The 12,515-nt window shown below is 61.4% G+C and carries 11 protein-coding genes; 4 read left to right on the forward strand and 7 right to left on the reverse strand.

What is annotated here, in order from left to right:
• Window position 1: 1 nt before the first annotated feature.
• From QTL95_RS10330 to QTL95_RS10340, 3 genes are all read left to right on the forward strand, one after another.
• A complete protein-coding gene (locus tag QTL95_RS10330) occupies window positions 2-2,254 on the forward strand; it encodes a LamG domain-containing protein (protein WP_289719884.1) in 2,253 nt (750 codons plus the stop codon).
• 7 nt (window positions 2,255-2,261) lie between these two features.
• Window positions 2,262-3,527, forward strand: a complete 1,266-nt coding sequence (locus QTL95_RS10335) for a S49 family peptidase (RefSeq protein ID WP_289719885.1) — start codon at window positions 2,262-2,264, stop codon at window positions 3,525-3,527.
• Window positions 3,528-3,862: 335 nt separating this feature from the next.
• The gene (locus QTL95_RS10340; protein ID WP_289719886.1) at window positions 3,863-4,051 is read left to right on the forward strand and encodes a hypothetical protein; all 189 of its coding nucleotides are present in this window, start codon (window positions 3,863-3,865) and stop codon (window positions 4,049-4,051) included.
• 147 nt (window positions 4,052-4,198) lie between these two features.
• Here the strand turns inward: QTL95_RS10340 and QTL95_RS10345 are convergent, their stop codons facing one another.
• Both QTL95_RS10345 and QTL95_RS10350 read right to left on the reverse strand, forming a co-directional pair.
• Window positions 4,199-6,223 (reverse strand): methyl-accepting chemotaxis protein, encoded by a 2,025-nt coding sequence (locus tag QTL95_RS10345; RefSeq protein WP_289719887.1) that lies wholly within the window; start codon window positions 6,221-6,223, stop codon window positions 4,199-4,201.
• A 233-nt stretch (window positions 6,224-6,456) separates the two neighbouring features.
• Window positions 6,457-8,382 carry a glycosyltransferase family 2 protein gene (locus tag QTL95_RS10350; protein WP_289719888.1) on the reverse strand — a complete coding sequence of 642 codons (1,926 nt, stop codon included), beginning with the start codon at window positions 8,380-8,382 and terminating at the stop codon, window positions 6,457-6,459.
• A gap of 58 nt (window positions 8,383-8,440) precedes the next feature.
• Here QTL95_RS10350 and QTL95_RS10355 point away from each other — a divergent pair, with 58 nt between their 5' ends.
• Complete coding sequence (locus tag QTL95_RS10355) at window positions 8,441-9,316, forward strand: transporter substrate-binding domain-containing protein (RefSeq protein ID WP_289719889.1); 876 nt, start codon at window positions 8,441-8,443, stop codon at window positions 9,314-9,316.
• Window positions 9,317-9,328: 12 nt separating this feature from the next.
• Here QTL95_RS10355 and QTL95_RS10360 read toward each other — a convergent pair whose 3' ends face one another.
• The 5 genes from QTL95_RS10360 to QTL95_RS10380 form a co-directional block, all read right to left on the reverse strand.
• On the reverse strand, window positions 9,329-9,742 hold the full coding sequence (locus QTL95_RS10360) for a tellurite resistance TerB family protein (RefSeq protein WP_112536009.1): 414 nt from the start codon (window positions 9,740-9,742) through the stop codon (window positions 9,329-9,331).
• A gap of 53 nt (window positions 9,743-9,795) precedes the next feature.
• Window positions 9,796-10,530, reverse strand: coding sequence for a thermonuclease family protein (locus QTL95_RS10365; RefSeq protein WP_289719890.1), 735 nt, complete (start codon window positions 10,528-10,530; stop codon window positions 9,796-9,798).
• A gap of 11 nt (window positions 10,531-10,541) precedes the next feature.
• Window positions 10,542-11,207 (reverse strand): S24 family peptidase, encoded by a 666-nt coding sequence (locus tag QTL95_RS10370; protein ID WP_289719891.1) that lies wholly within the window; start codon window positions 11,205-11,207, stop codon window positions 10,542-10,544.
• 105 nt (window positions 11,208-11,312) lie between these two features.
• Entirely contained in the window at window positions 11,313-11,960 is a 648-nt protein-coding gene (locus tag QTL95_RS10375; RefSeq protein ID WP_289719892.1) for a response regulator, read from the reverse strand.
• A gap of 90 nt (window positions 11,961-12,050) precedes the next feature.
• Entirely contained in the window at window positions 12,051-12,449 is a 399-nt protein-coding gene (locus tag QTL95_RS10380; protein WP_289719893.1) for a hypothetical protein, read from the reverse strand.
• Window positions 12,450-12,515 lie beyond the last annotated feature (66 nt).

Below are 12,515 nucleotides of genomic sequence, written 5' to 3' on the forward strand. Positions count from 1 at the left end.
GATGGCTGAACTTCCTCTCGACCAGGGTATTCCACGCTTCAAGACGAACGAAGACAAATTCAACCTCTTCGTGAACGGCACGAGCGCGCAGTTCTATCTCACTCCCGAGAATGACGAGGTGCCATCGCTCCGCAAGTTCCTGGCCGACAAAGACGCTCAGATCAATGATGCGGCGGATGGGATTTTGGCGGAAGCAGTCGCTCAGGCCGGCAGTGCCTCGTCGAGTGCTGAAGCGGCAGCCGCGAGCGCTCAAGCGGCTCAGGAGGCTGCAGACGCTGCGGGCGGCTTCGATCCGGCTTCCTATTATCAGAAGACGTACATCGACGATAACTTCTATACGAAGAACACGTCGGACGCGCGCTACTACACGCAGACTTATATCAATGGCGTCCTCGCGACAGTCAACGCCAACGTCAATGCCGCGCAGACCGCGGTGGCCGCAAGCGCGTTGCTGATCAACAACCTCAATTCCAGTGTGTCCGTCCTGGCGCTCGAAGTCGCCGACCTAAAGGGTGGCCTTGTGGGCATGACCGGTCGTATCGCCGACTCCTACGACGACACGACCGGCCTTCAGTTGCAGACGGGCGGACTCGATGCCAACACCCTCCTGCTCATGCACTTCGATGGCGCCAACGGCTCCCAGGTCTTCACCGATAGCTCGCTCTACAATCGCTCGATCGTTGTCGGCGGCGGTGATCCGAAGATGTCTAATGCGGAGTCGGTGTTCGGCGGGTCTTCCGGTTGGTTCGACGGCACTGGCGACGGTCTGTCGATGGGGTGGACATCCGACTTCGCCTTCGGAGCAGGAGACTTCACAATCGATTTCCGCCTCAAGGTCGTTGCGCATACCAGGCAGTATGCATCGGTTATGGACATGACGTGGGCTGGAACTGGCTCAATGTTGCTTCAGATCCAGAACGGGAAACTTGCCTTCTATATTCAGAACAACGGCATTGACGTGACTGAGACGACGCCGCTCGTGCTGAACACCTGGTACCACTACGCCATCGTCCGACAGAACGGTGTGCTAACGATGTACAAGGACGGTGTGCTGCAGCAGTCCGTAGCGAATGTCGAGAATGTTACGCTGACGGCTGGCAATTCACTCAGCATCGGATGGGCGGGCGGCACGGAATCCGTTTTGAACGGTTACATTGACGAGTTTCGCATTTCGAACGTGGCTCGTTGGAGCTCAGCTTTCACCCCGCCAACCGCACCCTACGCGTCGACCGCCGACGGCTCGCAGACTCTCAATGCGGAATACGATGCGGCAAACGACTATTTCAAGCCGACGCTCATCGATCAGTCGACGAAGATGCTCCTCCATTTCGACGGCGCCAATGGTTCGAAGGTCGTTACTGACGCTGCAAAGCCGGCGCGGCCTGTCACGGTTAACGGTGATGCCCAACTTTCGACTTCGAGATCGAAGTTCGGAAGTGCATCGCTCGTTTGTGATGGCACAGCGGACTATCTCGCGATCGCCGATTTCAGCGACTTCGCGGTGAACACAGGTGACTACACCTTCGAGGGCTGCTTCTATTTCAACAACTATACCGTTGCGCCGGTTCTGATCGGTTTCAACACCGCTGCTTCGCAGACGGCGCCGTACATTTACGTCAGCACGACCGGCAAGGTCGTTCTCTATTACAACGGCGCTATCATTCTGACTTGTGCGACTACAATCACCCTTAACGCATGGCACCACATCGCCTGGGTGCGCAAGAACGGCGTGACCACGATCTATCTTGACGGGGTGGCCGACGGCACGCTGGCGGATACTCGGAATTACACATTGAACGGTTGCTATATCGGCGCCAACTACGCGGGCGCTGCCAGCCTGAACGGCAACATTGACGAGATTCGTTTCTCGAACGTTGCCCGCTATTCGGCGAACTTCGTGCCGCCCGCCGCAGCTTTCGACACTGGCGTGAAGCGCAACAACATGACGGTCGTCTCGAAGAACTTCGCCGCGGCAGCCTCGCCGTCGAAGGGACGCCTGCTCATCCAGGTTGCCGAGATTGTCGATACGATCAACCCCGCCACCGACCTCGTCGGCGACTTCTCGCGCGATGGTGGCGCGACCTGGATCACGCCGACGATCTCCGAGATTCTTCCCCCTCCTGGTGGCAACATCCGACTGTTCGAAGCTGTCGGTGACTTCACCGGGCCCGCCGGCACGCAGTTGAAATACCGCTCCAAGATCCTCAATAACAAGAATGTCGCCTTGTCGGGTGCCATCTTACAGGTCGCTTAGGTCCTTCATGACAACTCCGAACGTCCTGCTAGCAAGCTTTGATAATGAGCCAGCCCTCGTTAATCCGGGGATGAGGCAACAATTTGAGGCGTTCGCCCACACCGCTCAAACGATACTGGCAAGAATCGAAGGGTCGAGAGATGTGGTGGTGATGCAGGATGACTTCTGGCCGTCCGCCCATAGCTGGCTTGCGATCTACCGCCCTTACATCGTCAAGAACGGCATCTTGATGATCCCGGTGAAGGGTGTGCTGATCCACGGCATGGGTTATGCCATCGGCAACTACGCCACCGGCTACGTCTACATCATGAAGGCCCTTGAGCGCGGCCTAGCCGATCCGGACGTTAAGGGTATTGCGTTCATCTGCGACTCCCCCGGTGGCCACGTCGCCGGAAATTTCGACCTCGTCGACAAAATCTACAATGCGCGCGGACGGAAGCCGATGCGTGGGTATGCTTCAGAGAATGCCTATTCGGCCTGCTACTCGATCATTTCCGCGGTTGATCCCGGCCAGGTTCACGTCACTCGCACTGGCGGTGTCGGTTCGATCGGCGTGGTCACGATGCACCTTGATGTCAGCCAGGCTGTCGGTCGAGAAGGCTTGAAAGTTACCTTCATCCACTTCGGCAAGCACAAGGTCGATGGCAACGCCTATGAAGCGCTTCCAGCGGAAGTCAAGAAACGCATCCAGGCTCGCATTGATGGGCTTGGTGAGATTTTCGTGTCCACCGTGGCACGGAATAGGGGGATGGATGCTCAGGCTGTTCGGGACACCGAAGCTCTGACGTTCACCGCTGAAGAAGCCGTGTCGAACGGGCTGGCCGATACAATCGGATCGCTCGACGACGTTATTGCCGTTTTCGCGGCAGACATGTCCAAACGAAAGGATACCAATATGACTGCCGCAGTTCGAAGCACAACGAATTTAGCGACCAGAAACCAGGCGCCAATCAATGCCATTCGTCCCCAGGAAGTGGCCGCAGAGCGAAAGCGTATCGCCGGAATTATGGCGTTGCCCGAGGCAATGACACGGCCATCCGCTGCCATGGCTGCGGCAGTGGATAGCGACATGACGGTGGATCAGGCAAGCGCATTCCTCGCGAGGCTGCCGGAAGAGCGCCAGGCAAAATCTAGCATTCAGCAAGCCATGGACGACGTGTATGGACCGCGAAGTGAAGCCGCTGAAAGTCGCTCGAAACTTTTGGCGGGAGATCCGAACACGCTATCCCGTGCCGAGCGCGCGATGCGAGAGGCGGGCTACGAACCGCGATAATCCGTCGTAACGGGAGCACAAAGACGGTGGTTTGCACTTCGTGTTTTTGCGCCCCAAACTGCGCCCCTAAATGTGCCCCAATCACTCTTCGCGATTGCCTACATTGCCTGCGCTATAGGGATTGCGGAAAAGGATGGATTCCCTTCACCCGCTCCATTTTCTCAATGTCTGTTATCAGCCCCTGCCGCTGAAATCGTTGGGAGCTAGCCTCCCCACCTCCCTTCGGATAATTGACAATCTTCTAATAAACATAGTTAATTTTTAACTATTCTCCGGTACCACGGAACACAGACGGCCCCTTCGTCGTTGTCGGCATGATCAGGAGGAATAGCAGCATGCTTTTGAAGATTTTCACGGCAAAGAGCGAGATCCGGGATTTTGGCGATACCGGCACCTATGCGGATGGCTATTGCGCGCCCGAGGCGATGAATGCGCGGGCAAGACGCGATGACGACCGGTCTTCCTATGAGCGCGATTACGGGCGGTCCCGCAAGGTGGAAGAGATTCCGCTCGGCTTTGCCTGATTGGATTGCGTCTTGCAGTGCGAACCGCCCCGTTTATCAGCAGGGCTGGTGGATTTGCGATTGCACGCAACGTAGTGAATTCCAAGACTTAAACAGAAACGGGCGGCCATGAGCCGCCCGTTTCTGTTTGTTGTCATATGACGGCCCTCAGAACTCGGTCCAGTCCTCGTCCTTGTTGGCGTTGGCGGGCTTTACATCCTTGCCGAACGCGCTGGCGAGCTTCTGGCTGAGTGCCAGCGCCGGCGACACCGTCGGGCGCGAGACACCCGGCGTGGCGATGCGCACCGGCGCCTTGCGAATGCTGACGGGTTTCGTCGCCGGGCGCGGGGAGGGAGCGGTCGGCGCAATGCTCATCGGCCGGGCGCTGCCGCCCGTGGCGACGTTTTCGATCGCGCCGGACAGCTTGAACTGGTCGAGCAGGCCGTTCAGCGCTGACGCTTCGGTCGCCAGCTTGTGGCTGGCGGCCGTGCTTTCCTCGACCATGGCGGCGTTCTTCTGCGTGCCCTGGTCCATGGAGTTCACCGCCATGTTGATTTCCTGCAAGCCGATCGATTGCTCGCGTGCGGCCTCGGCGATGGCGTTGACGTGCCGGTTGACCTCCTGGACCTCCTCGACGATGGCGTCGAGCGCCTTGCCGGTTTCGCCGACGAGCGCGACGCCGGTTCGCACATGGTCGCCGGATGTGGTGATCAGCGACTTGATCTCGCGGGCGGCGGTCGCCGAGCGCTGCGCAAGCTCGCGCACTTCTTGGGCAACGACGGCAAATCCCTTGCCGGCCTCTCCCGCGCGTGCGGCCTCGACGCCGGCATTCAGCGCAAGCAGATTGGTCTGGAAGGCGATGTCGTCGATCACACCGATGATATTGCCGATCTCGGCGGAGGACTGCTCGATATGCTGCATGGCGCCGACGGTCTTGCGCACCACGAGGCCGGATTTCTCAGCGCCATCGCGCATATGGGCAACCAGTTGGCGCGCTTCCTCGGCGCGCCTGGAGGCATCCTTCACGGTCGTGGTGATCTGTTCGAGCGCTGCCGCGGTTTCTTCGACGGACGCCGCCTGCTGCTCGGTGCGCTTGGAAAGCTCGTCGGCGGAGGAGCGGATTTCGGTCGAGCCGGCACTGATCGCACGCGCATTGGCGCCGACGGTCAGCATCGTCTCGTTCAGCCGGTGGATCGAATTGTTGAAGTCCAGGCGCAGGCTGTCGAGATCGCCGGTAAAGGCGGTCTTGATCTCCAACGCCAGATCGCCTGCGGCCAGCCGGCGGAGGCCCTCGCCGAGGGCGTCGACGGCGCGGGAAAGGTCGGCGGCTTCGGTTGCGCGCTGCGCTTCGTGCTCGCGCCGTTCGCTCTCGCTGATCGTCCGGGTCTGTACGGCCTCGTCCTCGAGACGCGCGCGCTCGATCGCGTTGTCGCGGAAGATCGCCACAGCGCCTGCCATCGCGCCGATCTCGTCGCGGCGATCGAGCCCGTCGATGGCGCCGGCGGTATCTCCATGGGCAAGGCCCGTCATGCGCTCGCGCAGGCGCGCCATGGGGCCAGCGATACCGGCCTGGGCGATCCAGACGCTGAGGCCGATCGCGCCCAGAACGGCGATGCCGATCAGCGCGAAGGAGAGGGTGATCCAGCCGTTGACCGTCTCCGAGACCGCGTCGCCGCCGTCATTCAGCATTGCCATCAATGCATCGTTGTTGGCGATCATCTTCGGGGTGACGGTGCCGAGCTTGTTGTTGAGCAAGTTGGCCGAGAGCTGGGCGCCGGCGCTGTCTCCCGCCTTCGCGAGCTGGATCACGCGCGCCGAAAGCGCCTCCATTTCGTCGATGCCGGCGAGAATGTCGTCGATCGCCGGCTTGCGGCTGGGAACGAGCGATGCGGCCTGTTCAAGCCGTTCGCGCGCTTGCGGCATCTTGCTCGGCGCGGCGATCGCGGCATTGAAGGCCGGCGTATCCGGCTTCAGCCCGGCGATCACGGTTGTCTGCAGCACGGCAGCCGTCGCCGATGCGCTGGCGCGCGAGGCCTGCATGGCTGCCAGCGCCTCGTGATCGATGAAGGCGCTATAGGTCGTGTCGGCCTGGCGCAATTCGGTGATGAGCACAAGCATGCCCGCCACGGATATGAGCCCGAGAAGGGCAACGACGGAGATGATCTTGGTGCGAATTCGAAGATGTTTCAGCATGGGTGTTCCAATGGCGGCATCCGGCCGGTCGGGATCGGTCATGAGGCATGGCATCACGCAGCGCGCGACAGGGCGGCAAATGCCTCGAGAGGCCCGACATGTGGCGCATCATGCGTTCGGCGAGAGCCGCGTCGTCTGAGGGCGAGTAGAAGAGGATATTGCTTAAGGCGAGCCTAACGCCCGCGCCGTTGCTCTTCAAAAATCTGTGGGTTTCGCTGACTGTCCGATAAGTCTCACGCGGCTTGTGGTTCGGGCGAGCTGTCGGCAGGCTTGTGTGGCGTCTTGTTCCAGAAGAACGGCTTGAAGGGCAGCTCGAACAGCGCCCGCCAGGCGGCCATCGAGATCATCAGCCAGTAGAGTGGGACGCAGATCCACTTCCACCCGACTCTCCGCTTCTCCTCGCGCAGCATGACGACACGGCCAAGCAGCAGAAACAGCCCATAGCTCGCCAGCATGTTCGCGGCATCCAGCAGAAAGAGCGCGCCCTCGCCGCTGCCGACCGCCGGAAATCCGAAAACGGCGTATGTCACGGCGGACGTGAGCAGCATGAATATCCACGGATGCGCGAACGACGACAGAAGCATCCCGCCGACCAGCAGCTGGAATGTGAGAAATGCGCCCGGCCCCATCTCTCGAAGCAATTGCACCGGCTCTCGCATCATCACCAGCCAAGTTTGCAGCCATCCCTTGAACCATCGGGTTCGCTGGTTCATCCAGACCTTGAAGGTGCCCGGTGCGTCCTCGAACGTCGGACTGTCGATCACGCCGCAGCGATAGCCGAGACGGTAAAGCCGCATGCCGAGATCGGCGTCCTCGGTCACATTGTAGGGATCCCAGCCGCCGCATGCGCGCAAGGCCGCCACACGCAGATGGTTCGACGTGCCGCCGAGCGGCAGCGGCAGACCAAAACGCGCCAGCATCGGCAGGAGCATACGAAACAGCGCGGCATATTCGAGCGCGAAGGCGGCGGCGATCCAGGATTTGCCGCCATTGGAGATGACGAGCGGTGCCTGCAGGCAGATCACCTCCGGCGGGCTCGCCGCGAACGCCGCATAGGCGGCCCGCAACTGCTCGGGATGCGGTCGGTCTTCGGCGTCGTAGACGACGATGAACTCGCCGCGCGCGCCAGAAAGCGCATAGTTCAAGGCCTTGGGCTTGGTACGCGGCATCGCGGCCGGCACCTCCACGATCTCGAATTGCGGCCCCGGCCTCGCAGCTTTAAGCGCCGCGATCGTCGCATGATCGTCGGCCTCGCAGACGAGCTTGATATCGAGCCGCGATACCGGCCAGTTGAGCCGCCCGAGTGCTGCAATCAATTGGGCCGCGACCTCGGTCTCGCGGTAGAGAGCCACCATGACGGTATAGACAGGCATGTTGCCCGAGGGAACGGGATGCTCCGGCTGGCACCGCGGACCAAGCATCGCGATCCCGCGGATCAGCGTGGCGCCCAGATAGCAAAGCGATATGGCAAGATGCAGCCAGGTGGAAAGCGTGCTGGCCGTGACCGTGAGGAAGGAGAGAGCGCAAAGGCATATGCCGGCAACAAAGCCCTGCTTGCCGGTCACGACGATCCTGGCGCTGAATCGGCGCTCGCTCTCGAACAATCCGGTAACGCTGTCGCCGAGACGCTGCTCCGCGCCGGCCGCCCATATGGCGGCGCGCATGGCGGATGGCGTCGTCACCACCATTCGCTCGGCCAAACCCGGCTTCTGCGCCAGCGTCTCGGCCAGCGCCGCAAGCTTTGCCGCCTCCGGCACGATTGCAAGCACGCTTTTGCTGATATGATGCAGGCGGACCATCTGCGGCGTGATCAATTGTGTATCGAGCGACCTTGCCGCCGAGACCAGGGAAGCATCGATGGTCTGCATGAAGGGAACACGCAGTGCCCTTGCCAGCGCCGCGTAATAGCTGTCGGCATCGACCATGCCGTTCAGAAGCAGCTCCTGCTCGATGGTCGTGCCATTCCGGCGGGCGAATTGCGCGGCGCGCGCGATGGTCGGCTTGCCGATGCCGAGCCGGAGCAGAACCATGGCCTCCGTTTGAAGCGCATCGGGCTGCGGCGGCGCCGGCAGCGGTGCGGCATCGGAAGTCGGAACGCGATGATCTGCGGGCCGTTCGCGAACCTCTAGGCCGCCCGGCGCGTATTCCCCGATGCGCATGACTCTGATACACCCGTCGTTAGAATGGCAGGCATGCTGATCCCCAGGGCGGATAATAATGGTGCAATTTAAACTCGCATCCCTGAATCTTAAGGGGCTTTTCAATTTCTGGCTGCTTTTGGTTGTGTTTTTCTGCCCGTTTCCGTTGCTGGCACAACAGGCGGCACCTTCACTGCCGCTGCTGTTCGATTCCCGCGAGCGCTTGGCCAAGCCGGATCTGTCGACGCTGGTCCGCCTGCGCTTCCTGACGTCGATCGATTTTCCGCCCTTCAACTTTACCGATCAGAACGGCAAGCTCGCCGGCTTCAACGTCGATCTCGCGCGCGAAATCTGCAACGAGCTCGAGGTTGCGGACAAGTGCCAGATCCAGGCGCTTCCCTTTGGAGATCTCAATACCGCGCTGGCCGCGTCACAGGGCGATGCGGTCATTGCCGGCATGGCGGTGTCGGATGAACTGCGGGCTCGCTTTGCGTTTTCACGCCCCTATCTGATGCTTCCCGCGCGTTTCGTCCGCAATCTTAAGGTCGATATCAAGGGAGAGAAAGCGGCGGCTCTTGCCGATCATTCCGTCGGCGTGGTCAAGGCAACCGCGCACGAGGCCATGCTGTCAGCCTATTTCCCCAAGGTTAAACCCGTCACCTTCGACAGCAAGGATGCGCTGCTGGCGGCGCTGAAGGACGGCAAGGTGGATGCCGCCTTCGCCGATTCCCTGCAACTGTCCTTCTGGGTCTCCTCGCAAGCCTCGCAGAAATGCTGCGCGCTGTTCGATGGCCCCTATATGTCGGAGCAGTTCCTCGGCGAGGGCATGACCATCATGCTGCGCCAGAAGGACGATGTGCTGACGGCGGCCATCGATCACGCCCTTGCGGCCTTGTCGCGCAGCGGCAGGCTGCAGGAAATCTACCTGCGCTATTTCCCCTACGGGCTTTACTAGCCCGGGCAGACGCTAACCCTTGCGGAAGCGGGCGATGGCGCTGCGCTCGATGGCGGCGCAGGTCAGCTTGTCGAGACCGAGACGATCGCGCAACATGCTGAGCAGGCGCAATTCCTCGGCCTTCACGGAGAGATCGGCGGAGGCAACCTCGACCGCCAGCGCATAGGCGGTGTCGTAGAGGCGCGGCGGCAGCGTGTCCTTGACCGTTTCAAGAACGATATCAAGACCCTCGGGACCTGACAGAAGTGCTGCGCAATCGCGCGCAACCGAGATCAGCGTCTCGTCGTCGAAACCGCGGAACACCGGCAGGAAGCCGATCAACTGGCCGATACGCTCCATCTCGCGATCGTTCATCGTGCTGTCGACAGCGGATGCCATCACCATCACGTAGATCAATGCGTCATGGGCGGAAAGCGGCTTGTTCATCGGTGCATGTTCCCTCTGTATCGAGCCCAGAGTTTAGGAAGTGCCGGCGGTCATTACAAGGGATCGCTCAGATCCTCGACGGGTGCCTGTTCGGTGACGCCGTCGGATGCAAGCCTGCGCGGATCGTCGCCGAAAATGCCGCGCCTGGCCGCTTCCGCCTGCTTGCTGGCATCCGCCAGCGCCGAGCCGGCTGCCGCCGTGGCCCAGCCGTTTTCGACGAGCCACTGCGAAATGTCCTGCGTGCCGATCCTGCATGCCGCCGTCGCGGTTCCAGTCCATTCGCCTCTGTCGAGGTCGCAGTTGATGGTTCTTAGCCGCAGGAAAAGCCGGAAGTTGGTCTTGGCGAGCATCCCGCATGGCCATGTCGCGCCGCCGTTTCCGGCGCATGCCTTGTCGTCGGGTGTCGGCGTGATACCGGCGAGTTGAAGCTTCCGTCCTCCGATCGAGAGAACGCCTGCACTCTCGGCGACAGGGCGGGGAAGGTCGACGCCCTTTTCCGCCGCAGCCTTTGGTGCTTCCACAGGTGCAGGCGTCGCAATCCTTTCCAACGGCTTGCCGTCCACGGCGGCCGGATAGAATTGGCTCGCCGCATCGATCGGCCGGGCATTCATGCTGGATTGAGGGTTGGTGGTCGGCGGTGCCACGGACACCGTCGTTTCGACATCGAGAATATCAGCGCTGCCCATGTCGCCGGCATCGGGCGTGCCGAGCCTTTGTCCCCCGGCGACGATCAGCCCGGCAACGATGCCGATCCCTGCAAGGCCGGTAATAATTGCCGCAGGGCGCATGGAATATCTTCCTACTGGCTGGCCCAGATGATGCGAGCGATCCAATCCACGTCGGAAAGCTCGATCGTCCGGTTCGGATGTTCGGGGTTGAGCGACATCAGTTCGATCGACCGCGGGCTCTGGCGCAGGAGCACCTTGGCCATGACCTCGCCCTCGCGCGTCTTGACGACCACGCGGTCGTTGCGGCGCACCTGCGCGCCGGGCTCGACGATCAGCACGTCGCCGTCGCGGTAGAGCGGCATCATGCTTTCGCCCTGCACCTCGAGTGCGTAGACACCGGCCTTCTGCGAGGGAGCCGTCGGAAATTCGACGACATCCCAGCCCTGTCCGGCCGGAAAACCACCATCGTCGAAAAATCCGCCGGCGCCTGCCTGTGCGAAGCCCAGCAGCGGAATGGAGCTGCCCTGCGGCGGAAAGGCGCCGTCCGGAAGCGTGGAAAAGCTGCTCGCCGGCCGCATGAAGCCCATGAACTCCTCCATGCTGGAGCTCGTGGCGTCGAGCACCTTGGCGATCGATTCTGTGGATGGCCAGCGCAGCCGCCCGTCGGCGGAAAGGCGTTTAGACTTATTGAAGGAAGTCGGGTCGAGACCGGCACGCCGGGCAAGGCCTGATGGAGACAGGGCGTGCCGTTCGGCAAGCCTGTCGAGCGCTCCCCAGATCTGCTCGTGTGACAGCATATCGCCTGTGTCCGTGCGCGCGTTTGCGACCTCAATCGGGCAAAATACTAGCCGCAAGCCTTGCGGGAGTAAAGATAGGAAAGGAATAAAATCCTTTATTTTGGTTTAAGCCACCATCGGCACGTTGATCTTGCCGAGCTGGATGACCGCCTGCGTGCGGCTGTCGACGTTGAGCTTGAGCAGGATGGCCGAGACATGCGCCTTGATCGTCGCCTCGGAGACGCCGAGTTCATAGGCGATCTGTTTGTTGAGAAGACCTTCGGCAAGCATGGTGAGCACCCGGCTCTGCTGCGGCGTCAGCGTGTGCAGCCGGTGGATCAGGTCCGCCACGTCGGGATCCTGCTCCTGTCCGTCGCGGTAGCTGTCCGGCGTGGCGATATCACCGGCAAGCACCGTCTGGATGCCGCGCCTGATGTCGTCGATGCCTGACGATTTCGAGATGAAGCCCGAGGCGCCGAGCTCGAGCGCCCGGCGGATGGTCGTCGTATCGTCGCTTGCGGAGATGATGACGATCGGAAGGCCTGAGAATTCCGAGCGCAGCGCCATCAGTCCGGAAAAGCCGCTGACGCCGGGCATGGCGAGATCGAGCAACATCAGCTCGGCCTCGGGATAATCGCTGGCGGCCGCGCGCGCCGCCGAGAAATCGCCCGCCTCGATGATCCGCTGTCGGCCTTCCATGCCCGTCACCGCCTGACGCAACGCATCGCGAAAAAGCGGATGATCGTCGGCAATGATGATTGTCTGCTCATCCATCGAAAACTCCCTCCCAAGAGCTCGATCATTCCTCCATGATCCGCGCTGGCGCGCGTTCCATGCCTCCCTGCTACATAAGACTATAGCAAATCACGTCTTCTGCGGAAGGGCGTTGCTCCCCTCCTCGTCCTGGAATTCCTTGACTATCCCCATGAAGCTCCGCATCCAGCGCTCCATCATGTTGATCGAGCGGTCGATTTCGGCATCGGAAGGAAGCGCCTTGTTGACGATGCTCTTGTTCTCCAATGCTGTCACGCGCTCCGACAGCCGGTCCAGTTCGCCCTCGTAGGCGGCGCGCTCGTCGGCGGCCATGCGGCAGACCAGCGATCCGTCCTTTTCCTCGCAGAGCGACATGGCGCCCGTCTGCCGGTCGAGCCGCACGAAGTGGTCGCCGCTGCGCTCGAGCTGGAAGCGGGAACTATCGGGTTCGGCTGCCTGCGCCGCGAGCGGAAGGAAAACGGCGGCCAGAGTGATTGCGATCGGTTTCATCGGCTCCTCCAAAAAATGGGCCGGCCAGCGCATTTCTTGCGCGAGGGCGTGGACATCTTCGCCTCT

Source organism: Rhizobium sp. S152 (genome assembly GCF_030380735.1).
In the GTDB taxonomy this organism is placed as follows: domain Bacteria; phylum Pseudomonadota; class Alphaproteobacteria; order Rhizobiales; family Rhizobiaceae; genus Rhizobium.